The 24104-nt window shown below is 69.4% G+C and carries 19 protein-coding genes and 1 pseudogene; 9 read left to right on the forward strand and 11 right to left on the reverse strand.

The window, feature by feature from the left end; genetic code table 11:
* Positions 1-52 precede the first annotated feature (52 nt).
* Genes ACIA5C_RS02505 through ACIA5C_RS02525 form a run of 5 tightly spaced genes read right to left on the reverse strand, consistent with a single transcriptional unit; the run spans position 53 to position 5514 of the window.
* Positions 53-859: an ABC transporter ATP-binding protein gene (locus ACIA5C_RS02505; protein ID WP_396050438.1), complete on the reverse strand. Its 807-nt coding sequence runs from the start codon at positions 857-859 to the stop codon at positions 53-55.
* The gene (locus tag ACIA5C_RS02510; protein WP_396050440.1) at positions 856-1791 is read right to left on the reverse strand and encodes an ABC transporter ATP-binding protein; all 936 of its coding nucleotides are present in this window, start codon (positions 1789-1791) and stop codon (positions 856-858) included. The genes ACIA5C_RS02505 and ACIA5C_RS02510 overlap by 4 nt, the downstream gene beginning before the upstream one ends.
* Positions 1788-2762 carry an ABC transporter permease gene (locus ACIA5C_RS02515; RefSeq protein ID WP_396050442.1) on the reverse strand — a complete coding sequence of 325 codons (975 nt, stop codon included), beginning with the start codon at positions 2760-2762 and terminating at the stop codon, positions 1788-1790. Before ACIA5C_RS02515 ends, ACIA5C_RS02510 begins: the two co-directional genes overlap by 4 nt.
* Positions 2763-2774: 12 nt before the next feature.
* Positions 2775-3764, reverse strand: a complete 990-nt coding sequence (locus tag ACIA5C_RS02520; RefSeq protein WP_396050444.1) for an ABC transporter permease — start codon at positions 3762-3764, stop codon at positions 2775-2777.
* Positions 3765-3810: 46 nt separating this feature from the next.
* Positions 3811-5514: an ABC transporter substrate-binding protein gene (locus ACIA5C_RS02525; protein WP_396050446.1), complete on the reverse strand. Its 1704-nt coding sequence runs from the start codon at positions 5512-5514 to the stop codon at positions 3811-3813.
* A 222-nt stretch (positions 5515-5736) separates the two neighbouring features.
* On the opposite strand from ACIA5C_RS02525, the gene ACIA5C_RS02530 reads away from it, so the two are divergent.
* From ACIA5C_RS02530 to ACIA5C_RS02545, 4 genes are all read left to right on the forward strand, one after another.
* The gene (locus ACIA5C_RS02530) at positions 5737-6744 is read left to right on the forward strand and encodes an acetylxylan esterase (protein WP_396050448.1); all 1008 of its coding nucleotides are present in this window, start codon (positions 5737-5739) and stop codon (positions 6742-6744) included.
* Positions 6745-6857: 113 nt separating this feature from the next.
* The gene (locus tag ACIA5C_RS02535; protein WP_396050450.1) at positions 6858-8858 is read left to right on the forward strand and encodes a cellulase family glycosylhydrolase; all 2001 of its coding nucleotides are present in this window, start codon (positions 6858-6860) and stop codon (positions 8856-8858) included.
* A 39-nt stretch (positions 8859-8897) separates the two neighbouring features.
* A complete protein-coding gene (locus ACIA5C_RS02540) occupies positions 8898-10334 on the forward strand; it encodes a M1 family metallopeptidase (RefSeq protein WP_396050452.1) in 1437 nt (478 codons plus the stop codon).
* 23 nt (positions 10335-10357) lie between these two features.
* The gene (locus ACIA5C_RS02545) at positions 10358-11560 is read left to right on the forward strand and encodes an alpha/beta fold hydrolase (protein WP_396050454.1); all 1203 of its coding nucleotides are present in this window, start codon (positions 10358-10360) and stop codon (positions 11558-11560) included.
* A 368-nt stretch (positions 11561-11928) separates the two neighbouring features.
* Here the strand turns inward: ACIA5C_RS02545 and ACIA5C_RS02550 are convergent.
* Both ACIA5C_RS02550 and ACIA5C_RS02555 read right to left on the reverse strand, forming a co-directional pair.
* Positions 11929-12186: pseudogene (locus ACIA5C_RS02550) on the reverse strand (RNA polymerase sigma factor); the annotation flags it as partial.
* An 80-nt stretch (positions 12187-12266) separates the two neighbouring features.
* Complete coding sequence (locus ACIA5C_RS02555; protein ID WP_396050457.1) at positions 12267-16295, reverse strand: carboxypeptidase regulatory-like domain-containing protein; 4029 nt, start codon at positions 16293-16295, stop codon at positions 12267-12269.
* Between the two features lie 329 nt (positions 16296-16624).
* Here ACIA5C_RS02555 and ACIA5C_RS02560 point away from each other — a divergent pair, with 329 nt between their 5' ends.
* Together ACIA5C_RS02560 and ACIA5C_RS02565 are read left to right on the forward strand one after the other, a co-directional pair.
* Complete coding sequence (locus tag ACIA5C_RS02560) at positions 16625-17623, forward strand: LuxR C-terminal-related transcriptional regulator (protein WP_396050458.1); 999 nt, start codon at positions 16625-16627, stop codon at positions 17621-17623.
* Between the two features lie 33 nt (positions 17624-17656).
* The gene (locus ACIA5C_RS02565) at positions 17657-17806 is read left to right on the forward strand and encodes a hypothetical protein (protein ID WP_396050460.1); all 150 of its coding nucleotides are present in this window, start codon (positions 17657-17659) and stop codon (positions 17804-17806) included.
* Here ACIA5C_RS02565 and ACIA5C_RS02570 read toward each other — a convergent pair whose 3' ends face one another.
* Together ACIA5C_RS02570 and ACIA5C_RS02575 are read right to left on the reverse strand one after the other, a co-directional pair.
* Positions 17807-18268, reverse strand: coding sequence for a phage tail protein (locus tag ACIA5C_RS02570; protein ID WP_396050462.1), 462 nt, complete (start codon positions 18266-18268; stop codon positions 17807-17809).
* Between the two features lie 82 nt (positions 18269-18350).
* The gene (locus tag ACIA5C_RS02575) at positions 18351-19442 is read right to left on the reverse strand and encodes a thiamine pyrophosphate-dependent dehydrogenase E1 component subunit alpha (protein WP_396050463.1); all 1092 of its coding nucleotides are present in this window, start codon (positions 19440-19442) and stop codon (positions 18351-18353) included.
* 163 nt (positions 19443-19605) lie between these two features.
* Between ACIA5C_RS02575 and ACIA5C_RS02580 the strand changes: the two genes are divergently transcribed.
* On the forward strand, positions 19606-21039 hold the full coding sequence (locus tag ACIA5C_RS02580; protein WP_396050465.1) for an FAD-binding oxidoreductase: 1434 nt from the start codon (positions 19606-19608) through the stop codon (positions 21037-21039).
* Between the two features lie 95 nt (positions 21040-21134).
* Here the strand turns inward: ACIA5C_RS02580 and ACIA5C_RS02585 are convergent, their stop codons facing one another.
* A complete protein-coding gene (locus ACIA5C_RS02585) occupies positions 21135-21641 on the reverse strand; it encodes a MarR family winged helix-turn-helix transcriptional regulator (protein WP_396050466.1) in 507 nt (168 codons plus the stop codon).
* A gap of 248 nt (positions 21642-21889) precedes the next feature.
* Positions 21890-22135: a hypothetical protein gene (locus ACIA5C_RS02590; protein WP_396050467.1), complete on the reverse strand. Its 246-nt coding sequence runs from the start codon at positions 22133-22135 to the stop codon at positions 21890-21892.
* Between the two features lie 261 nt (positions 22136-22396).
* Between ACIA5C_RS02590 and ACIA5C_RS02595 the strand changes: the two genes are divergently transcribed.
* A complete protein-coding gene (locus ACIA5C_RS02595; protein ID WP_396050469.1) occupies positions 22397-23266 on the forward strand; it encodes a glycosyltransferase family A protein in 870 nt (289 codons plus the stop codon).
* Positions 23263-24000, forward strand: a complete 738-nt coding sequence (locus ACIA5C_RS02600) for a polysaccharide deacetylase family protein (protein ID WP_396050471.1) — start codon at positions 23263-23265, stop codon at positions 23998-24000. Before ACIA5C_RS02595 ends, ACIA5C_RS02600 begins: the two co-directional genes overlap by 4 nt.
* Positions 24001-24104: the final 104 nt, after the last annotated feature.

Genomic DNA, 24104 nt, shown 5'->3' on the forward strand with positions numbered 1-24104 from the left:
GTCAGCCGGAATACATTCTTAAGTTACTGAAGGAAAGCAGCGCAGGCGTCGTTCAGCGGCGCAGTTCGCCGATCCGCCGTTCCGGGTTGGGAGCGGCGGCCGCCAGCGTCTTCGTGTACTCGTGCTGCGGACTCAGGATGACGTCGTCGGCGGTGCCCCGCTCCACGATGCGGCCCTGGTACATGACCAGGATCTCGTCGGAGAAGTGCCGGGCCGTGGCCAGATCGTGGGTGATGTAGAGGACACCGAGGTCCTCTTCACGCTGCAGAGTGGCCAGCAGGTTGAGCACGCCCAGCCGGATCGAGACGTCCAGCATCGAGACCGGCTCGTCCGCGATCAGAATGCCGGGCTCGGGCGCCAGGGCGCGGGCGATGGCGACGCGCTGGCGCTGGCCGCCGGAGAGCTCGTGGGGGCGGCGGGCGGCGACATTCTCGGCGGGCGTCAACCGGACGCGTTCGAGCAGTTGCAGAACCCGGCGGTGCACCTCGTCCTTGGTCAACTGCGGGTGGTGCAGCCGCACCGGACGTTGAAGATGGTGCTCGACGGTGTGGAACGGATTGAGCGAGGCGAACGGATCCTGGAAGACCATCTGCACCGTCCGGCGGTAGCGCTTCAGCCCGGCGCCGCGACGCTCGACCGACTTGCCGTCCAGCAGGATCTCGCCGGAGGTGGGCCGTTCCAGCTGGAGCAACAACTTGGCTATCGTCGACTTCCCGCTGCCGCTCTGCCCGACCAGCGCGACCGTGCGCCGCGGGTCGAGCGTGAAGCTCACGTCGTCAACGGCGCGTAGCGGGCGGGTACGCACCCCCTGTCGAAGGTGGTACTGCTTGATGAGGTTGTGGGCCTCCAAGGTGGTCATGCGGCACTCCCGGTCTTCGGATCGTTCACGCGCACGGCATCGAGGGCGAGCAGGCGTTCGTCCATGCCGCCCCGGACGAAGGATCCGCGTTCGCCGGTCAGGCTGGGGAACGACGCCAGCAACTGCTTGGTGTATTCGTGTTTCGGACCGGTGTAGAGCTGCAATGCGTCACCGAGCTCGACCACCCGGCCCGCCCGCATGACGGCGATGCGGTCACTGATCTCCAGAAGCAGCGGCAGATCGTGGGTGATGAAGATGACCGCGAAGCCGAGCTCGTCGCGTAGCCGGGTGATCTCGCGCAGGATCTCCCGTTGCACGACGACGTCCAGGGCGGTCGTCGGCTCGTCCATGATCATGACCTGCGGCTCGAGTGCCATGGCCATGGCGATCATGACGCGCTGCCGCATGCCTCCGGACAGTTCGTGCGGGTAGGCGTTGAGCCGGCCCGGGTCCACGCCGACCCGGTCGAGCAGCTCGGCACACCGCCGGCGGCGCTCGCGACGGCCCATCTCGGGGCGGTGGGCGATGAAGATGTCCTCGAGCTGGTCGCGGATGGAGATCACCGGGTTGAGGGAGTTCATGGCGCCCTGGAACACCATGGAGATCTTGTCCCAGCGGGTAGCCCGCAGGTCCTCGGCGTGCAGTTCGTTCCAGTCGATGTCGAACCCTTCAGGGGAGTGGAACACCGCCCGGCCCGAAGAGATCACGGCCGGCGGCTTGAGCAGCCGCACGATGCCGTACGCGAGGGTGCTCTTGCCGCAGCCGCTCTCCCCCGCCAGCCCGAGCACCTCACCCCGGCGTAGCGTGAGGGAGACGTTGCGGACCGCGTGCACGACCGGGTCGACGAGGTAGTCGACGCTGAAGTCTTCGACGGTCAGGACCGGCGCGGAGACGACCGGCTTGACCGGCGGCCGGGATGCCGGTGTGCTCACAGCGTGGCCTCCTTGGCGGTTTCCAGCTGCTGCGGTGACATCCGCCAGGCGCGGCGGGCGGCGCGGGTCTGATTGCGCAGCTTGGGATTGATGATCTCGTCGATCGAGAAGTTGATCAGAGACAGAGCGGCGCCGAACAACGCCAGCATCAGGCCCGGCGGAACGAACCACCACCACGCGCCCAGCCGCAGCGCGAGGCCGTTCTGCGCGTAGTAGAGCATCGTGCCCCAGGTGAACGAGCCACTCGCGCCGAGGCCCAGATACGACAGGCCGGCCTCGCCGAGGATGGCGAAAATGACGGCGAATACGACCTGCGAGGCGAGCAACGGCATCAGGTTGGGCAGGATTTCCACGGCGAGCGTGCGCCACCGCTTCTCCCCCGCCACCCGGGAGGCCAGAACGTAGTCGCGGTTGCGCAGGCTCAAGGTGTAGCCGCGCAACACCCGGGCCGAGCCCGCCCAGCCGGTGATCGAGAGCACCAGCGCCACCAGCCACAGGCTCTTGTCCGGCACGTAGCTGGAGATGACGATCACCAGCGGCAGGCCCGGGATGACGAGCATGACGTTGGTGAACAGAGAGAACAGTTCGTCCACCACGCCGCCGGCGTAGGCGCCGACGACGCCGAAGAAGGCGGACAGGATCAGCGTCAGCAGCCCGACGATCGCGCCGATGGTCAGCGAGCCCCGGGTGGCGTACGCCAGCTGCGCGAGCACGTCCTGCCCGGTCTGGGTGGTGCCGAGCAGGTGTTGGCCGGTCGGCCCGGTCAAGCCCATGTCGTTCACCCGCGACGGGTCCTGGACGAACAACGGACCGAGCAGACCGAACAACAGGATCGCGCCGCCGATGATCAGCCCGGCGGCGAGCTTGCCGGTCATCGGCGGCAGTCCGAGCCGCCGCCGGGCCGGTCTCGAGGCGGCGCCGGCGCCGTCCGGGGCGCCGATCGGCCCGGCGGCCTGGGTGGTCAGTGCCACGATGGTGTCCTCTCAGCCTCGCGCCCGGGTGCGCGGATCGATGACGGAGTACAGAAGGTCGACCAGCAGGTTCGCGCCCAGTACCGACAGCGTGATCACCAGAAAGATGCCCTGCATCAGCGCGTAGTCGTTGCTGCCGACGGCTTGCAGCAGCGCGGAGCCGATACCGGGATAGGAGAAGACCGCCTCGGTGACGATCGAGCCGGCGACCACGAACCCGAGCGAGATGGCGAAGCCCGAGACCGACGGCAGGATCGCATTGCGTGCCGCGTAGGTCCGCATGATGCGCCCCGGACGCAGACCCTTGGCCTCGGCGGTGAGCATGTAATCCTCGGACAGCGTCGAGACCATCATGTTGCGCATGCCGAGCATCCAGCCGCCGACCGACGAGATGATGATGGTCAAGGCGGGCAATGTGCCGTAATAGACCACCGATCCGAGGAACTGCCCGCTCCAGCCCGGCTCGACGTTGTAGACGTCGTAGCCTCCATTGAGCGGGAAGACCTGCCAGGTGCTGCCGAACAGGAAGAGCAGGATCAGCGCCAGCCAGAAGTACGGTACGGACTGGAACATCGTGGTGACCGGGATGACGTTGTCCAGCCAGGAACCCCGCTTCCAGCCGGCCACGGTGCCCAACCCGATGCCGATGAGGAAGGACAGGATCGTCGACAGGCCGATCAGCCCGATCGTCCACGGAAGCGTCGCCACGATGATCGAACTCACGCTGGCCGGGAAGTAGGACACCGAGACACCCAGATGCCCGGCGGCGAGATTCTGCAGATAGTCCCCGTACTGCGAAAGCAGGGACTGGTGGGAGTCGGCGCCGAGGAGCGCCTCGATCGAGCGGCGGGTCTCCGGGGTCACCGGGCCGTGCTGCCCCAATTTGGAGATGAGGATGTCGACCGGATCGCCCGGCATCAGCCGCGGGATGAAGAAATTCACCGTGAGCGCCGCCCACAGCGCGACCAGGTAGAACCCGAGCTTCCTCAGGATGTAGCGCACGTGGGTCCGGGCCCTTCCACTCGTGTTCCTCGGCGCCGACGCACGGCTACTTGGCCGGCTTCAGGTTCGACAGCACGACGCCGTTGTCCCAGGCCTTCCAGGACGCCGGGAAGGCGTACTTGTCGGCGTTGCTGGGCCATCCGGTCGCGCGGCTGGTGTTGAACTCGGTCAGCGTGGAATTGACATAGATCGGGATGTACGGCAGGTCCCGTACGATCTCCTGCTGGACGACCGCGTACTGCTGCTTCTGCGTGTTCTCGTCGTTGGTGGCGGCCGCCGCCGCGATCGCCTGGTCGACCTTCGGATTGCTGTAGCGGGCGTAGTTGCCGCTGGTGGAGGCGTTCTGCCCGACCTTGGCCGTGGTCACGGTCGAGTACTTGGGGTTGTAGGTGAAGTACGGGTTCGAGGACGCGCCGAGCCCGATCGAGTCCAGGGAAAGCTGGAACTTGCCCTGTACCTCGTTGTTGTTCCACTCGTTGTAGGACAGCTGCTGCGGCTTGAGCTCGATACCCACCGGCTTGAGTGCCTGGGTCATCGAGTCATTGAGCGAGATGTAGTCGCTCCAGCCCGTCACGGTCTGGATCGTGAGGGTCAGCCGCTGGCCGCCCTTGCTCCGGATACCGTCACTGCCCTTGACCCAGCCGGCCTCATCGAGGATCTGGTTGGCCTTCGCGACGTCGGCGCCGGCCGGCGTCTTGAGGTCGGCGGCGTCCGCGATCCACTTCTGGTCCCGGTCGGGCAACAGCATCGTCGGGGAACCGGTTACCGCGAAGCCCCCGCCGGCCAGCTTGTTCAACTGGTCACGGTCGATGGCGTAGTAGATGGCCTGACGGACCGCCGTGTCGGTCTGCGGACCGCTGCAGCCCTTGGCCGCGTTGGAGCAGGTGAAGATGGATGTTGTCAACGCCGGCGTGTTGACGTAGGTCAGATCCTTGTGGCTGCCGAGGATCTTGTCCAAACCGGGCAGGAACGCACTCATCCAGTCGACCTGCCCGGCCGTCAGCGCGGCGCTGGCCGCGTCGGCCGTCGTCAGCGAGATGTACCGAACGGTGTCGATCTGCGGTTTACCGGGCTGCCAGTAGGCCGGGTTCTTCTCGAGCACGTAGGTCTGCGGAGAGAAGGACTTCAATTTGTACGGCCCGGTACCGACCGGCTTCGGGTTCGTGGTCTTCGCCGGGTCGGAGATCGAGCTCCAGCTGTGCTGCGCCAGGATCGGCGTGTTGCCGAGGATGTTCGGCTCCGCGGTGAACGAGGTCTCCGGGAACGTCAGCACGGCGGTGTGATCGTCAGTGGCCCGCGCTGAAGTGATTTTGAGTCCGGATGCGTTGATCGCCGGCGTCCTCCGGATCAGATCGAAGGTGAACGCGACGTCCCGGGCGGTGAACGGCTGGCCGTCCGACCACTTCACCCCGTCCCGGGTCGTGATCGTCAGCTGCTTGCCCTGGGCATCCCATTTGAAGGCGGTCCCGAGCATCGGCTTCGGCGCGACGTCGGTGGCGAGGTTGTAGTAGTACAGCGACTCATAGATCACGCCCAGCGTCGGCTGCAGCAGGCTGGGCGAGAACGGGTTCCAGTTCTCGGTGACGGTGTTCGTATTGCCGTTGAAGATGGTGATCGAGCTGGGCTTACCGGCGCCCCCGCCGCCCGTGGAGGACGTGATGGAGCACCCTGTGGCGGTCAGGGCCACCGCTACGGCAGCGGCCGTCGCGAGGCCAGGACGCCGGGACAGGCGTCGCGAGAAAAGTGGCATCAGCGGATCCCTCGGTCGGATCGCCGCGGAGGAGGCGGCGACGCTCGGGCGCGGGTCGCGCCGACGCATCCACAGCGACACGGCGGTGGAACTCGACCTCGCCGAGCCATTATTAAGCTGCTTAAGTTTGGGTTGTCAAGTAACGATGTCAAGCCTTCGTCAGGGTGGTTTCGATGACGCCGTGTCGCAGACTTGTCTCGTCCGAAGAGGAGCACTGGACCTATGCCACTGTGGGACCTGGACCCGGAAAGCCTTACCGGCTACTCCCCCGAGGTCGCCGAGCCGGCGGATTTCGACGAGTTCTGGACCGGCACACTCGCCGAAACGCGGCAACACGACCTCAACTTGACCTTGACGGCCGCCGATACCGCGCTGGCGCTGGTCGAGGTCTTCGACGTGACCTTCGCCGGATTCGGCGGTCAGCCGGTTCGCGGCTGGCTGACCCGGCCGCGAGGGACGACGTCGCCGCTGCCGGCCGTGCTGACCTGCAACGGCTACGGTGGCGGCCGCGGGCTGCCGACCGGGCATCTGGGCTGGGCGGTGGCCGGTTACGCGGAGCTCTTCCTCGACACCCGCGGGCAGGGCAGCCGCTGGGGCGACGGTGGTGACACCCCCGACCCGGTCGGCTCCGGCCCGGCCACGCCCGGATTCATGACCCGTGGCATCACCGATCCGAAGGAGTACTACTACCGCCGCCTCTACACCGACGCCGTACGGGCCGTGGAGGCCCTCCGGTCCATCGACGGAGTCGACGCCGACCGGGTGGCGGTGGCCGGCGGCAGCCAGGGCGGTGGCATGGCACTGGCGGTGGCCGGTCTGGTGCCCGACATCGCGGCGGTGCTGCCGGACGTGCCGTTCCTGTGCCACATCCGGCGCGCGGTCGAGATCGCCGCCACCGATCCGTACGCGGAGGTGTCGCGGTACCTGTCGGTGAACCGGGGACACGCGGACGCGGCGTTCCGCACCTTGTCGTACGTCGACGCGGTCAACCACGCCCGGCGGGCCGTCGCGCCGGCCCGCTTCTCGGTCGCCCTCATGGACACGATATGTCCACCCTCGACGGTCTATGCCGCTTACAACCGGTATGGCGAACAGGCCGGCGCCGCCGGTCAGTCGATCCAGAAGACGATCGATGTGTGGCCGTTCAATGACCACGAGGGCGGCCTGGGCCACCAATGGGAACGACAACTGCCCTGGCTGGCCGACGTACTACTTGACCGACTTACTTAAGCGGTTTTAGATTCTCCTGCAGCCAGGCGTGCGCTCGCCGCTACGCAAGTGCGGGCGCGCGCCGGCCGCCGCCAGCCGCCTGCACCGAGGCGGCGGAAACCTTGGAGACGACGATGATTCTCCGCCCACCGGCGCGCGCCCGGCGCCTGACCGCAGTGCTGACCGCGACCGCTCTTCTCGCCCTCGGCAGTCCCGTCGCCGCCTCCGCAGCGCCTCCCGCGCCGGCGGCCACCAACCCGCCGTTCGTCACCCGTGACGGCAGCCAACTGCAGATCGGTGGCAACCCGTTCCGGTTCGCCGGCACCAACAACTACTACCTGCTGTACCAGTCGCCGACGGCCCGCAACAACGTCATCGACAAGGCCGCATCCTCCGGCTTCGACGTGCTGCGCACCTGGGGGTGGTTCGACACCGGCACCGCCGACGGCACCGCCCCGACCTCCGGCAGCCAGAACGGCGTGTATCTGCAGTACTGGGACAACACCGGGCACCCAAAGTACAACGACGGCCCGGACGGCCTCGCCCGGTTGGACGCTGTCATCGCCCGGGCTCGCCAGGACCACCTTCGGCTCGTCATCGCCTTCACCAACAACTGGGCCGACTTCGGCGGCATGGACAAGTACGTGGAGTGGGCCGGCGACAGCCACCACGACGACTTCTACACCGACCCGACGATCCGCAAGTGGTTCCAGGACTACATCGCGCACCTGCTCAACCACACGAACACCGTGACCGGCGTGAAATACAAGGACGACCCCACGATCATGACGTGGGAACTCGCCAACGAACCGCGCTGCATCGGCTCCGGTAAGTACCCCCGGTCGGCCGACTGCGGCACCAGCACGATCACCTCATGGGCCGGCGGCGTCTCCAGCTTCATCAAATCCGTCGACCGCCGGCACCTGGTCAGCGTGGGCGACGAAGGCTTCTTCGCCGACCAGCCCACCAGCGACGACTGGACCCACAACGGCGGCGAAGGCGTCGACACCGTCGCCCTGGCCTCGCTTCCGAACGTCGATGTGATGAGCTATCACCTTTACCCCGACGGCTGGGGCAAGACCGCCGACTGGGGCACGCAGTACATCCTCGACCACGCCAAGGCCGCCAAGAAGATCCACAAGGCGGTGATGCTGGGCGAGTTCGGACTGAAGGACAAGAGCGTCCGCAACCCCGTCTACCAACGATGGACCGACGCGGTCTACGCCTCCGGCACCAACGGGGCGCTGTACTGGATCCTCTCCGACGCCCTCGACGACGGCACCCGGTACGGCGACTACGACGGATTCACCGTCTACTGCCCCAGCCCGGTCTGCACCACCATCAGCGACTTCAGCCGGCGGATGCGCGGCACCGGGCTGACCTTCGCACCGGTCGCCGACGACGACATGGCCACCGTCGACTTCGGCACCGGCGCGGCAATCAAGGTCACCGGCAACGACATCTTCTGGTTGCCGGCAGTCCGGATCGATCCGCGCACCGTCGACCTCGACCCGGCGGCGGGCATTCAGCGGACCAGAACGACCGCCACCGGCACCTTTACGGCCGATGCGTCCGGCACGGTGAGTTTCGTGCCGGCCGAGGGCTTCGCGGGCCGCACCACCATCACCTACACGGTGGCGGACAACTTGCGGCGAACGTCGAACCAGGCGAGCATCACCGTCACGGTCAAGCCGTCGCCCACCGGTACGCGGACTCTGTTCGATTTCGAGAACGGCGTGCAGGGCTGGGCACCGGCAACCTTCAATGCGACCGCCGGTAGCACTGCCACCACCACGGCGTTCCACGCCGATGGAGCGCAGAGCCTGCAGATCACCGGCACGGACGGCGGCTGGTTCGGCGCAGCCCTGGCCGACCCGCTGGACCTGAGCGCCCGCAGCGAGCTGAGCTTCGCCTCCCCATCGGCCAACGGCTCGTTCGCGGTGTCGTTCCAGACCGGACCCGGATACGACTGGTGCCAGGGCGACGCACGTCCGGCCGACGGACAGACCGGCGAATACGTCCTCGACCTCACCGCCGTTGCGGCCGGCTGCCCGGGGATCAACGACGTCAGGACGGTCAACGTCTACGTCGGTGGTGGTCAGCAGCAAATGATCGATGCCATGACCATCAGCTGAGACGGTGCGTTGATCGGCCGATACCGATAGCTTGGTCCGATGATGCGGAAGCTCGCCGTAGCGCTGGTCCTGGCACTGTCGACGTCCGCCGGGCTCACGGGCAGTGTCGTGCTCGCGGGCAGTCCGGCCGGCGCCGCCTCCCCTCCCGCGACGCCGGGGTCGCCCGGCATCGGCGACCCCTACTACCCGCTGGACGGCAACGGCGGCTACGACGTCCAGCATTACGACCTGGCGATCAGATATGCGCCGGCCTCCGACTCGCTCGCCGGCGTGGTGCAGATCCGGGCCCGGGCCACGCAGCGTCTGTCCGCCTTCAACCTCGACCTCGACGGCCTGACGATCCGGTCGATCACCGTGAACGGCCGCTCGGCGACGTGGTCCCGCAACGGCACCGAGTTGACCGTGACGCCCCGCCGGTCGCTGAGCAAGGGCCACCTCTTCGACACCCGCATCGTCTACGACGGCGTGCCCACCGTCATCCGCGACCCGGACCTCGGCGACGGCGGCGCCTTCACCACCGACGACGGCGTGATCATTCTGGGCGAGCCGGATGTCGCCCAGGCCTGGTTCCCGTCCAACGACCACCCGAGCGACAAAGCATCCTTCTCGATCGCGCTGACCGTGCCGAACGGCCTGCAGGCCATCTCCAACGGCACCCCGGCCGGCCGATCGAGCGCCAGGGGCTGGACGACATGGCGCTGGGAGCAGGCCGAGCCGATGGCGACGTACCTCGCCATGGCGTCCATCGGCAAGTTCGACGTCAAGTCCTACCGGAAGGACGGCATCCAGTTCCTGGACGCGATCGATCCGGCGCTCCCCACCGCGACGTACGCCCGGGTGGCCAGGTCGTTCGCCCGCGAGCCGGAAATCCTGCGGTTCCTGTCCGGCTACTTCGGGCCGTACCCGTTCCGCGCCGCCGGAGGCATCGTCGATGCCGACGGCGAATGGGACTACGCGCTGGAAAACCAGGGCCGGCCGATCTACACGCCGCAGGACTTCGCCACCCAGGAAAACGGCGACAGCGTCGTCGTTCACGAGCTCACCCACCAGTGGTACGGCGACAGCGTCTCGGTCCAGCACTGGCAGGACATCTGGCTGAACGAGGGCTTCGCCGCCTACGCCGAGTGGCTCTGGAGTGAGCACGAGGGCCTTGGCACGGCGCAGCAGATCTTCGAGAGGGAGTACGCGACCCCGGCCACCTCGTCGTCGTGGAAGTCGAAGGTCGCCGACCCCGGCCCTCCGAACCTCTTCATCGGCGCCGTCTACAACCGCGGCGCGATGACGCTGCACGCCCTGCGGACCACCGTCGGCGACCAGACGTTCTTCCGCATCCTCCGTTCCTGGGCCCGGACCCACCGCTACGGCAACGGCAGCACGAAGGAGTTCATCGCCCTTGCCCAACACCTCTCCGGCCGGAACCTCGGGGCGCTGTTCACCGCGTGGCTGTACACGCCGTCCAAGCCCGCTCACCCGTAGGCCTACCACCGTAGGATTCCCGGATGCTGCTGACCGACCACGTCATCACGGTTCCGCTCGACCACGATCACGCCGACGGGCCGACCATCGAGGTTTACGCGCGGGAGATCGCGGCGGCGGACGGGCGCGACCGGCCGTGTCTGGTCTACCTCCAGGGCGGCCCGGGATTCGAGGCGCCGCGGCCGTCGTCCCGGCCGATGTCGCCGTCCTGGCTCGAACGGGCACTGAAGGACTTCCGGGTCATCATGCTCGACCAGCGCGGCACCGGCCGATCGACGCCCTACGGCGACCCCGGCCCGGACGCCGCGGCGGACGCTGCGCGCCTGACCCGTTTCCGGGCCGACGCCATCGTCAAGGACGCCGAATGCCTGCGGGAACACCTGGGCGCCCGGAAATGGAGTCTTCTCGGCCAGTCCTTCGGCGGATACACCGCGCTGCACTACCTGTGCGCCGCGCCCGACAGTCTTCGAGAGGTGCTCTTCACCGGTGGCCTGCCGCCGGTCGGGCGTCCGGTCGACGAGGTCTACTCGGCCACCTTCGACGCGATGCGGGTGCTCAACCGTCGCTACCACCGCAGGTTCCCGCACGATGCGGCCCGGCTCCGGGAGCTGCTCGACCGCTGCGACGCCGGCGACGTGCGGAGCCCGGACGGTGAGCCGATCTCCCGGCGGCTGATGCGCACCATCGGCCACCATCTGGGCATGGACGGCGGTGCCGACAACGTGCATCACGTGCTCGAGCTCGATTTCGGGTCCCCCGCCTTCCGGCACGACGTCGCCGCGATGCTGCCGTTCGACGCCCGCAACCCGCTGTACGCGGTGCTGCACGAGTCGAGCTACGCCGACGGCGGGGCCACCCGGTGGTCGGCCGAACGCGTCCAGCCGGAGGACTTCGGCGGCGACTCCCTCCTGCTCACCGCCGAACACCTGTACCGCTGGCACTTCGAGGAAGTGCCCGGACTGCGGCCGTACGGTGACGTCGCCGCGGCCCTCGCGGAGCACGAGTGGCCACGCCTGTTCGACGCCGAGATGCTGGCCCGGGTCGACGTGCCGTGCGCCGCCGTGATCTACGCCGACGACCCGTACGTGACCCGGCGGTTCTCGGAAGAGACCGCCGACCTCCTGCCCGGCATGCATCGCTGGCTCACCGACGAATACCTGCACAACGGCCTGCGAACGGACGGCAACCGCATCCTCGACCGGCTGCTCACGCTGGCCCGGGGCTGATCGCGAGCGACCGCCTCCGGCCAGCGGCGCGGGAGTTCGACCGAGGGGGTCGCGAGGGCGGTCGGGCGCGGGGCGTCGTCGACCACGCTGGTCGTCACCGCGGTCGACTCGAGCAGCGTTCCGGCCGGGAGGGCGCCGTCCGCCCGGTCGAGGACCAGGCGCTCGCCCAGGTAGCGGCCACCGGCCGGGTCGATCACGATCTCGTTGGTGCTGGCCGGCGCCCCGGTCAGGCCGAACGCCGCGCCGGTCGCCCCGTCGAGCACCACCGAGTTGGTGACCACGCTGATGCCGGGGACCCGCAGATATTGCCCGGGCCCCGGCACCGGGTCGGCGGTGGTGACCTCGGCGGCCGCGGTCGCGCGGGACATGTTGCGGGCGGTGTGCGTGGCGGTCACCAGCAGCCAGGCCAGCAGCGACCCGTCGACGAAGCGGACCGCGTCACGCTTGCGCCAGGCTTCCGGGAAGGTGATGCCGACAACGTCCTTGGCGTCCTCGGGTGAGGGCACGAGGCGCCGGCTGTGTCGCAGGATCCGCTGCTGGTGGCGGTCGAAGATCTCGGCGAACGCCGCGCCGTCCCCGGCGAGGGCCGCGGTCCAGGCTTCGACGTCCGTTCTCGGTGGGCTCACATCGGGTACTGTCCGCCGGCCGCCCCGGTGGTTCAAAACGGGGCGAGGGCTCCCGCATCGCGGGAACCCTCGCCCGCCTGTCAGGACTTCTTGAGAGAGAAGTCGGTGGTGGTGGTCGCGCCCTTGGCGATCTTCACCGTGGCGACCCGCGGCTGGAAGCCGTCCTTGGCGACGATCAGCTGAAGCGGGTTGTTGCGGGTGTCGAGCCACAGCTCGTACGTGCCGTCGGCCCGGGTCTTCAGCGTGTAGCTACTGGCCCACGTGTCGACCTGGACGGTGGCCCCGGGGATCGGCTTACCGTCCGCCGCCGACGTGATCGTGCCGGCGATCTTGCCCCAGGTCTTGGGCGGCTTCACCGTCATGGAGACCGGCACCGCCGGCACCGCGTACGGCGTGTCCGTGCCGAGCGCCACCGCGCCGGTGTAGAGACCCGGCTGGGTGATGTCGGCGACCGCGGCGTTCAGGCCGACGGTCACCTTGACCGACTTGCCCGGTGCCAGCGTCACCTCGGTGGTGCTGAGGCTCAGCCATGACACGTCGGCCGCCGCACCGCAGTTGGTGAAGCCGGGCAGCACCTCGGAGGACGCCACCGGCGGTACGAGGAAGCCACCGGGGTTGCCGCCGATCCGGTACAGGCCGCAGGCGCCGCCGGAGCGGTACAGGGTCTGGTTGGCGTTCGGCATCGCGGCCCAGGAGTTGGCGACCGGGTCGTAGGCGTAGCCCTGGTTGGTGACCGTGCTGCTGTCGTCGACCACGCCACCGGAGACCAGCAGCTGTCCGTTGGCCGCGGCCGTCACCGCACCCCACATGTCGGTGGGCATGTCGGCCCGCTGCGACCAGCTGTTCGCGCCCGGGTCGTACGCGTAGACGCTGGTCAGCGTGGCGCTGTCGGTGTTACCGCCGGCGCAGTAGACGGTGCCGGAGATGGCGCCACAGGCCTGCCACGCCACCGCCACCGGGTACGGCGCGGCCGTCGACCAGGTGTTGGCCGCCGCGTCGTACACCTCGACCGTCTTGCTGCCGCACGAGTCGGTGCTGCAGCCGCCGACCAGGTAGAGCTTGCCGTCGAGGACCGCCTTGCCGGCCGCCGCCGCGGGCGCCGGGTTGGCCGCCCCGGCCGTCCATTTGTTGCCGGCCGGGTCGTAGAGCTCGGTCTTCGCGTCCGGTGCACCGCCCGGGCCCCAGCCGCCGGAGACGACCAGTTTGCCGTTGACGAAGTCGCCCCGGGCCGCCTCGCGCGCCTCGGAGGCCGGCGCCATCGCGGTCCAGGCGCCCGCTTCCGGGTCGAACTGGTAGCCCGCGGTGGTGTCCGACGAACCGTCATAGCCGCCGACCGAATAGACCTTGCCCTGGTCGTAGGCGACGACGTTGTCCATGATCGCCGTCGGGTAGTCGGCGACCTGCTGCCACGGCGCGTCCGACGGGTTCGCGTCGACCTTGGCGGTGGCCTTCCGGCCGGCCGCGGAGGACTGGGCCCGGTTGGAGAACGTGCCCTTGACCTTGTTGAGCGGTGCGCCGCCGGTCAGCAGCGGCGTGCTACCGCCGTTGCGCTCCCCCAGCTTGACCGTCGCCGGCGCGGTGCCGGTGTTGGTCAGCGTGATCGGCGCGCTGGCGGTGCCCTGCCAGGCCACCGTCTTGTCGATGCTCGCCGGCGACACCTTGACCTGGCCGGCCTTGAGCGTGAAGTCGGCACCCGTGGCGTCGTCCGCCACGATGACGACGTTCTTCGAGGCGGCGGCGTAGTGGCCGCCCGACACCTTGACCGTGTGCGAACCGGTGACCTTGGAGAAGCCCCAGTAGAACCCGGCCACCGTGGTGACGGTCAGCGCGGCGTCCGGTACGGACACCTCGGCGCCGTTCACCGGGTTGCCGGTGTTGGCGTCGTCGACGTGACCGTAGACGAGACCGCCCGGGACCACGTCGCAGCTGTCGTTGCCGACGGTCACGTTGTCGATCTCCCACCACCAGGCGTACGTGCCGGTGTAGTGGAAGCGCAGTCGCAGGCTGTCCTTGCCGGCCGCCTGCGGCACCGGGACGGCCACATGCGTGGTGCGCAGGCTGCTGCCACCCCGGGTCCAGATGTCCGACCACGTCGTGCCGCCGTCGAGCGACATCTGGACGGCCGCCGTCGAGGTCAGCGCGTAGTAGTCGGTGTCGAAGGCGACGTACGGGTCGGCCGAGTCCGGCACCGTGAGGGCCGGGCTGGTCAGCGTGGTGTCCTGGGAGTGGCCCTCGCCGCCGTGGTCGCTGTCGACGATGGCGTAGTTGCCGGCACCGCCGGTGAGGTTGTCCCGGCTGCCGGCGAACGACCAGGTCGCGCCGGTGCTGCCGGCCGCGTCGGTGACCGTCCACCCGTCCGGGGCGGTGGCGCCGTCGAACGACTGGGTCGCACCGGTGTGATGGGTCAGCTTGTAGCCGGGCGCCGTGTCGCAGGTCGTCGAATCGACCTTGACGCCGACGTCGGCGGTCACCGCGGACGACCCGACGGTTACCGTCCTGGTCGCGGTCGCGTAGCCCGGGTAGACCGGCGTGACGTGCAGGTTGTAGTCGGCGCCCTGGGGCAGCGTCAGGTTGTAACGGCCGGTGCCGGGATCGGTGTAGACACCGCCGCCGGGCACACCGTCGGCGGTCACCTTGGCATACAACGGCCAGCCGTGGCCCGAGGCGTCACTGACGATGCCGTGCACGGTCGAGCTGGGCACGGCGTCCAGTGCGAAGTTCTCGGTGACACTGGCATCCGGGGCGACGGTCACGGCCGCGACCTGCTTGCTCTTGTAGCCGTACGCGGTGACGACGACGTCATAGGCACCGACCGCGGCGTGGATGTCGTACTTGCCCGCCGAGTCGGTGGTGGCGCCGCTGTCGCCGGCGGTGACGGTCGCTCCGGAGATCGGCGCGCCGGTGGCCGCGTCGGTCACCGTGCCGACGATCTCGCCGTGCGGGCCGGTGGCGAACGCCGCGATGCCCTTCGGCGTGCCCAGGCCGGTCGGTCCGTCGTACCCGGCGCCCGCGGTGCACAGGTAGGCCGGGGTGCAGGTGCCGTTGGCCCCGCTGGTGACGTCGTTGAACGCGCCCGGGTTGTCGTACAGGTAGGAGGCCGGGTTCGTACCGGCCGACGGCGAGCCGGCCGCCGCGTAGACGCCGGCGATGATCGGCGACGAGGCGCTGGTGCCGCCGTAGACCTGCCAGCCGACCTTACCGTAGGTCTGGTAGACGGCCACGCCGGTCAGCGGGTCGGCCACCGCGGCGACGTCGGCCACCGAGCGGTTGGCGCATCCGGTGTCCTTCTGCCACGCCGGCTTCGGCTCGTACGCCGAGCAGCCGCTGCCCGGACCGCCGAAGCTGTTGTGCCAGACCGATTCGGCCCACCCGCGCGGATCGGCCGACGACCGGTTCAGCGCGGTGCCGCCGACCGAGGTGACGTACGGCGAGGCGGCCGGGTAGGACACCCCGTAGTCGCCGTCACCGGAACTGGCCACCATGGCCACACCCGGGTGGTTGTAGTACTGATCGAAATCGGTGACCTCGGTCGGGTCCTCGCCGCTGCCGGGATCGCTGGTGTAACCGCTGCCGTAGCTGTTGGAGACGTACTTGGCGCCGGACGCGACCGCCCGGTTGACCGCGGCGCCCATGTCCTCGAAGGCGTTCGTGTCCGACTCGACCAGCAGAATCTTGGCGTTCGGGGCGATCGCCGAGACCATGTCGAGGTCGAGCGAGATCTCGCCCGCCCAGCCCGGGTCGGGCGACGGGTAGGCGGTGCCGCCCCGCTGATCGATTTTGGAGAAACAGCCGTTGTCGGTCGTGCACGCCGGCAGCCCGAACTGCTGGCGGTAGACCGCCAGGTCGGCCTCGGCGGTGGGGTCGTCGAACGCGTCGACGATCGCGACGGTAGCGCCGGCCCCTCCGTCGGCCGGCAAACCGTACGCGTTGAGCAGATCGGCCGGACCGTAGCCGGCGGGCGTCTGCGCGTTCGGCAGCAGGCCCTTCACCGGCTTGATGTCGTCCCGGCGCAGAGCGAAGCAGCCGACGTACCCCGCCTTGGGGGTTTCGCAGGCCGGGGTGACGCTGACCTTGCCCGAGGCCGGGGTGGGGGTTTCGGCCTGTGCCACGCTGGGTAGACCCAGCACCGCACCGGCGACGACGAGGATCGACGCGGTCAGACGCGATGGCGCCCTCCGCGTATTCCCGGTATACCTGTTCGAGTGCATCAGGGGCCCTCTCTGCCTCTTTGCACCACGGCCGGGTGCCCAGCCGGACAACGACAGGTGTCACTGTCGTGATCACCTTCCGCACGGTGTTCCACGATGGTCAATGATCGACCGTCGCCAACATGCGCAGGCGCTCAAATGCGCGCCCTCGCTCCCACGATGCGGGAAGATTTCGACATGGACGGTCCGCGCGAAACGAGCGATTAACCGAACCTTGCTATGTTCCTGCGGTGACGGACGTCGAAACGACGCCACGGCTGACCGCCATCGGCCTGAGTCCGCGGCAGGAGCAGGCGTACCGCTATCTGGTGACCGCCGGCGAGACGCGCACCGCGGCCCAGATCGGCGACGCGGTCGCTCTCGGCGAGCAAGACACCGACCACCTGCTCCGCGACCTGGAATCGGGCGGCCTCGTGATCCGGGCCACCGGACGCCCCGGCAGCTACCGGGCCAGCCCGCCCGAGGTCGCCCTGGGCACCCTGGTCAGCCGGCGCGACGGGGAACTGGACCGGATCCGGCTGCTCACCGCCGAACTCCAGGGCCAATACCGCGAGGCGGCCCGGCAGCGAAGCACCGACCACTCCATCGAGGTGGTGCGCGGCACCGAGCAGATCAACCGCTACTACCTTCACCTCGTGCACGGCGCCCGGTACGGCCTGGACGTCCTGACCAAGCCGCCCTACCTGGCCGGCGACGGGCTGCTGACCACCCTGCGCGCCGAGGACGCCGGCATCCGCCGCGGCGTGCGGTCCCGCTCGGTGTACGACGGCGACGCGCTCGACGAGCACGGCACGCTGGCCATCGCCGAGCAGAGCATGGAGTTCGGCGAGGAGGCCCGGGCGACGACCGGCTTGCCCTTCAAGATGGCCATCGTGGACGGCCGCACCGGCTTCATGCCGCTCGACGTCCGCTCACCGGCGGTGGGTGCGCTGCTGGTGCGCTCGCCACCGCTGCTGGAGGCGATGATCGCGCTGTTCGAGGGCATCTGGCTGCGGGCCGTACCGATGCGGGCCGGCCGCGCCCACACCGGCGCCGACACGCTGGACGCCCGGGCCGCCGACGTGCTGCGGCTGATGTCGGCCGGCCTCAAGGACGAGACAATCGCGAGGGCGCTCCACCTGAGCCGGCGCACGGTGCAGAAGCACGTCACCGACGTGATGACCGCACTGGGCGCCCGCACCCGCTTCCAGGCCGCGCTCCTGGCCAAGGACCGCGGCTGGGTCGGCTGAGCCCCTGTTGTTCTCGACGCCGACCCTCACCTCTTGCGCGACCTGGTCACCGCCGGCCTGCTCGCCCCGGTGGGCCGCACCCGTGCCCGCTTCTACACCGAAGGCCCGCGTTTCCCCGAATCGGCATTGGAACTGGCCCGCACGCCCTTCACGCTCGACCCGCCGTACGACCTGCCCCGGTGATCAGTGCTCGTTCTTGATCACGAAGAACGAGCCGCGGATCGTGCCGGCCAGCTTCGACTTCTGCCGGGCGAACTTGAAGCCGTCCAGTTCGGCCGGGACCTCCATGCCGTCGGACAGTTTGAACCCGACCGCCCGCTTCCCGTCGTCGTCGAGCGTGTACAAGACGTTGATCGACAGGCCGCTCCGGTAGAAGACGTAGGCCCACCGGATGTTCTCGACCTGGAACTCGGTCGCCTCGAGCGGCGGCGAGGAGACGACGATGCCGCGTTCCTCCTCGAGGATGCGGCTCACCCAGTCGACGGTCGCCTTCGCGTCGTCCGCCGGCTCGGTCGTGAACACGTGGTCGTACTTGTTCTTGAAGTAGCGGGCCTCGTTCGCCCGCAGTCCGGCGAGCGCATCCGCGACGGGCGACGACTCCAGCCCGGTGGTCGACACGGCGGCGAAGTCCACGGCGTACGGCATGATGATTCCTCTCAGCTGTCCGAAGGCGTACACCTCCCTGACGGATCCGCCTCGCCGATCGTGACAAGGGCGTCGGTAGGGCTCACGGGGCCTGGAAGGTGGCGCGGTAGGCGTCGAACTCGGCCCGCTGCACGTCGAGCTCCGGCGAGCCGCCCGGGTAGACGTTGTCGAACATCGTCACCGGCTCCGGGCCGGGCATGGCCAGGACGCGTTCGCGCAGGCCGAGGGCGATCTTGCGGGCGTCCTCGTCGACCTCGGCGAAGAAGTCGTCGTCGGCGAGTCCCTGTTTGGACAGGAAGGCCTTGACCCGGCTGATCGGGTCGCGGGCGCGCCACGAGTCGAGCTCGCTGGCGATGCGGTAGCGGGTCGGGTCGTCGGAGCTGGTGTGCGCGCCCATCCGGTACGTGTACGCCTCGACCAGCGTCGGCCCCTGCCCGTGGCGGGCGTTGTCCAGGGCCGCCTTGGTCACGGCGTAGGTCGCCAGCACATCGTTGCCGTCGACGCGTACACCGGGGAAGCCGAAGCCGTCGGCCCGCCGATAGACCGGGTTGCGGCTCTGGCTGTTGAACGGCTGGGAGATGGCCCACTGGTTGTTCTGGCAGAAGAAGACGATCGGCGCGTTGTGGACGCTGCCCCACACGAACGCCTCGTTCACCTCGCCCTGGCTGGTGGCGCCGTCCCCGAAGTACGCGATGACCGCCTCACCGTCGTCGGTGCCGACGTTGCCGTCCAGGGTGATGCCCATGGCGTAGCCGGTTGCGTGCAGCGTCTGGGCGCCGATGACCAGGGTGTACATGTGGAAGTTGAACTCGCGGGGATCCCAGCCGCCCTGATCGACGCCGCGGAACAGCCCGAACGGCATGATCGGGTCGATGCCGCGGGTGTAGAGCACGCCGTGCTCGCGGTAGGAGGGGAACGCCATGTCCTGCGGTCGCAGGGCCCGCCCGGAACCGACCTGCGCGGCCTCCTGACCCAGCAGTCCGGCCCACAGGCCCAGCTCGCCCTGGCGCTGCAGGGCGAGGCCCTCGGCGTCGAGGCGGCGCACGATCACCAGATCGCGGTAGAAGTCCCGGTAGTCGTCGTCGGTGAAACTGACCGGGTACGTCGCGTCCTCGACGCGCTCGCCCTCCGGTGTCAGCAGCTGCACATAACCGCCTGCCGGGTCGACCGTCATTGCGTGCCCTCCGTCGCGAAGTTACTGCTAGGTAAGGATCTCAGCAGAGCGCGGCGGTGGGGTGCAGCGGTGGTGATCAGGCTCTCATCAGGTAGGACGACGGGCGTGGTTCGGCACGAAAGCGTGACGTACCGGCCGCCGCCGAATTTGTAACGTCCGGTGCATGGGCGACTTCAAGTTCGGACGGCGGCGGTTTCTCGGTCTGGCGGCAGCGGCCGGCGCGGCGGCGGCCGGTGGGGTGATGCTCGGTGAGCCGTACGCCGCGGCGGCCACCGGCGTCGACTACGCGGGGCTCAAGCGGGCCCTCAAGGGTGCGTTGCTGCGGCCCGGCGACGCCGGCTACGCCACGGCGGCCCAGCCGTACAACAGTGCGCTGGGCGTACGGAAGCCGGCCGCGATCGCCAAGGTGGCCGGCGTCGACGACGTGCGGGCCTGCGTGCGGCGGGTACGCGGGCACGGCGTACCGCTCGCGGCCCGGGCGGGCGGCCACAGCTACGCCGGGTTCTCGACGCCCGACCACGGTGTCGTCGTCGACCTCTCGGCCCTCAAGGGCATCACGGTCTCCAGCGACGGGACGGCCGTCGTCGGCGCCGGGGTGAAGCTCCTCGACCTCTACTCGGCGCTGGCCGCGCACGGCCGCGCACTGCCGGCCGGGTCCTGCCCGACGGTCGGCGTCGCCGGAAGCACCCTCGGCGGCGGCATCGGGGTGGTCGCCCGGGCGTACGGCCTCACCTGCGATCACCTCAAGTCGGCCACGGTCGTCACCGCGGACGGCGCCCTGCACACGGTCGACGGCAACCACGACGCCGACCTGTTCTGGGCGCTGCGCGGCGGCGGGGGCGGCAACGGCGGCATCGTCACCAGCTTCACGTTCGGCACCGTGCCGGCGCCCACCGTCACGATCTTCTCGCTGCACTTCCCGGCCGCGCGCACGTCGCGCGTGCTGCGCGCCTGGTCGCAGTGGATGGACGCGGCGCCGGACCAGCTCACTTCGCTGTGCGCGGTCACCGCCGCGCACACGCCGACCAATCGGGTGACCGGTACCTGGACCGGCTCGGCGTCCGCGCTGACCGGTCACCTCTCGGCGCTGATCGCCGCGGTCGGCGCGAGCCCGACCTCCCGGACGACCCACACCTACAACTATCTCAACGCGATGAAGTACTTCGCCGGGCCGGCCGCCGGTCGGGAAGCGTTCCGCGCGGCGTCGCGGATGCTCGAGCGTACGGTCACCGCGTCCATCGCCGACCGCGTCGTCGCCCTCATGAGCAAGCAGAAGGGCATGGTGCTGCTCTTCGACTCGCTGCGCGGCCAGGCCGGGCGGATCAAGACGGCCGACACCGCGTTCGCGCATCGCGGCGCGCACGCCTCGGTCCAGGTCTACAGCGGCAACGCGGCGAACGGCCCGGCGGTGCTCGCGGTGCAGCAGGCACTCGCGCCGATCGTCGGCACCGGCGCGTACGTCAACTATCTGAACCCGGGCCAGAAGGACTGGGCGAGCGCCTACTACGGCACCAACCTGACCCGCCTGCGCCAGGTGATCCGCAAGTACGACCCGGACCGCGTCTTCGACTTCGCCCAGTCCGCCCTGCGCGCCTGAGCTGAGCTGAGCGTGGCCGGCCGGTCACGAACGGGGGTGCGGCACCGCCGCCCTTCCCGTCGTTCCCGCCGGACGACCCCGACGATCAGTAAGGATCAGCCGGCTCGGTTCCGTCCGGCGCGCGGCTTGGCCGAGCGTGGCGGGTTGGCCCGCATGTGTTCGCGGACGCGACCGAGCACCGCGCCGAATGCGGCGAGGTCGCCGTCGGCCATCGGGTCGAACAGCAGTCGCCGGACGCTGTCGACGTGTCCGGGCAGCACCCGGGCGATCAGGTCACGGCCCGCGTCGGTGACCGCCACGATGACGCTGCGCTCGTCGTCGGGAGACGGCGAGCGGGTGATCAGGCCGCGCTTGTCGAGCAGTCCGGCCTGATAGGTGAGCCCGCTGCGGCTGTAGACGACGCCGTCGGCCAGATCCGTCATCCGGAGGCTGCCCTCCGGCGCGTCGACCAGCCGGGCCAGGATCTGGAACTGCACGAAGCTGAGGTCGCCGTCGGCGCGCAGATGCTCGTCGACGGCGTACTGCAGCAGGCTGCTGACCTCGATCAGGGCGAAGTACGCGCCGAGTTGCTCGGTGTTCAGGCCGGCCGCCGGGTCACTCACACCGCACACCTAACCACGCCGGGTTCCGGGCACGATGACCACCTTGCCCACGACCGGCCGCCGGTACGAACCAGGACCGCTCCCGGCGTTTCGATGTCAAGACGCCGGGAAGCCGGGGGTGATGACCGCGACGCTATTGGCCGTTCTGGCTCCGCTGACCATGCTCGGATTGGCGGCCGTCGGCATTCGCACCCGCGGCGGCTGCGAGCGCTGCCCGGCGCACCCGCACATCACCGCCCGGGCCCACGTCACGCAGGGTCTTCGCCATTGAGCTTCCAGAGCTCTTCAAGCGTCTCCATGGGCTTGATCCCCTGATCGATCTCGCGCAGCAGCAGCATCGCCTCGGCAAGCGCCGTCAACGCGCGGACCACCTCGGTGTCGGTCGACGGCAGGACGGCTTCGAGCGTCGCCACCTCGGCGACGCACACCTTGAGGGCCTCCTCGGCCGAGGAGGCCCGGGCAAAGGTCTCGTCGACGACCAGCAGGGCCGCCATGAGCTGAATTCCCTGCAGTACATCGGCAGAGGCCTCGGGCACAGACCTACACTACGTAGGGATCGCCCCGGAGGCGTCCCATATTGCGACAGCCGTGGCCGGCACCGGAACGCAGGCACACCCGGATGCGCCACCCGCGCGAGGCTCCGGCTGGACGCAGACGCTCCGGTTTTCCCTGAGCCGTCCGAGGGTTCGAATCTCGGGGTGCAATCGGGGTGATCATCGATGGTTCCGGCCGTCGCGGCGGCCGACGCTGATGCCATGACAATCCGGTTCAGCGTCGTCGTTCCCTGCTACAACGAGGAGTCCTATCTCCCCGGCGCGATTCGATCCCTGCAGCGGCAGGACTTCGACGGTGAGTACGAGATCGTGGTGGTGGACAACAACTCCACCGACGCCACCGCCGAGGTCGCGCGCGGGCTCGGCGTCCGCGTGGTGAGCGAGCCGGCGCCGGGGGTGTGCAACGCGCGCCAGGCGGGCACCGAGGCGAGCCGCGGGGAGATCGTGGTCTCGGCCGACGCCGACACGACGTACGCGCCGGACTGGCTCGCGAAGATCGACCGGAACTTCCACGGCACCGGCGACGTGGTCGCGGTCGTCGGGCCGTGCCGCTACAAGGACGGGCCCCGGTGGGGGCAGGTCTTCGCGCGGGCGCTGTTCGGCGCGGTCGGGCTGGTCTACCGGACCACCGGCCGCACCTACTACGTGAGCGCCACCAACATCGCCTTCCGCCGCGACCGGTGGAGCGGCTACGACACCACGCTCACCCAGGGCGGCGACGAACTCGATGTCCTGCGGCGGCTGCGACGTCAGGGCACCGTCGTCTACGACGGGACCAACCCGACGTTCACGTCGGGGCGCCGGTTCGCGCGCGGGTTCGCCTACAACCTGTTCGTCTCGCTGTTCGTCTTCTACCTGTCCGCCTACTTCGTCAACCGCCTGTTCGGGCGCCGGGTGCTCGGCACCGCGCCGGTGTGCCGGGGCACCCGTCCGGCGCCCGCCCGGCGGTTCCGGTTCGCGGTCGCGGCCGTACTCGCGGCGCTGTCGCTGGTCGCGTTCGAGAAGCCGCGGCAGTACGTCGCCCACACCGCGAACAACGTCGCGCAGTACGTCCAGGGCCGGCCCCGGTGATCGCGCTCGGGGTGGTCGCGGCGATCCTCGTGCTGTGCTGGTTGTTCCTTGCCCCGTCCGCGCAGGTGTTCGGGCGCTACCCCTACCGGGGTGACCGCGCCGATCGCGTCGTGGCGCTCACCTTCGACGACGGTCCCAACGAGCCGTACACCTCCGAGATCGCCGATTTCCTGGACAGCCGCGGGATTCGCGCCACCTTCTTCCAGGTCGGCGTGTGCGTGGAACGGCACCCCGCGACCACCGACCGGCTCGTCGCGGCGGGCCACGTGGTGGGCAACCATTCGATGACGCACCGGTTCACCACGTACCTGCTGCCGGGCGCCTTCCGGCGCGAAACCGAGGAGAACCAACGCTTGCTGCGCAAGCACCTCGGGCGTACGCCGGCGCTGGCCCGCACGCCGTGGCTGTGGCGGCAACCGGTGATGCTGCGAATGTTGCGGAGGCGGGGCCTGGAACCGGTTTCCGGGGTGTTCTGCCATCCGCTGGAGGTGTTCCAGCGCGACGCCGCGGGCATCGCCCGATGGGCCTTGGCCCGGACGAAGCCGGGCACCATCCTGATCTTCCACGACGGGTTCGACGGGCGCGGAGGGTTCCGCGGCGCGACCGTCGAGGCGGTGCGACTGACCGTCGACGGCCTGCTGGCCCGGGGCTACCGCTTCGTCACGGTCGACGAACTGCTCGGCGTGCCCGCGTACCGGCGTGACGGTGTGTCGGTGGACACGAATTCGTCATAGCGCCGCCATCGCCCGTTGTCCTCGCGTAGCTTTGAACGCCGCCCCCGGGCGGCTGAGTGCCGCGCGCCTGGCCGACGTTGACCCGCGAGGTGGAGATGGAGCAC

The organism is Actinoplanes sp. NPDC051343, assembly GCF_044455125.1.
Taxonomy (GTDB): Bacteria; Actinomycetota; Actinomycetes; order Mycobacteriales; family Micromonosporaceae; genus Actinoplanes.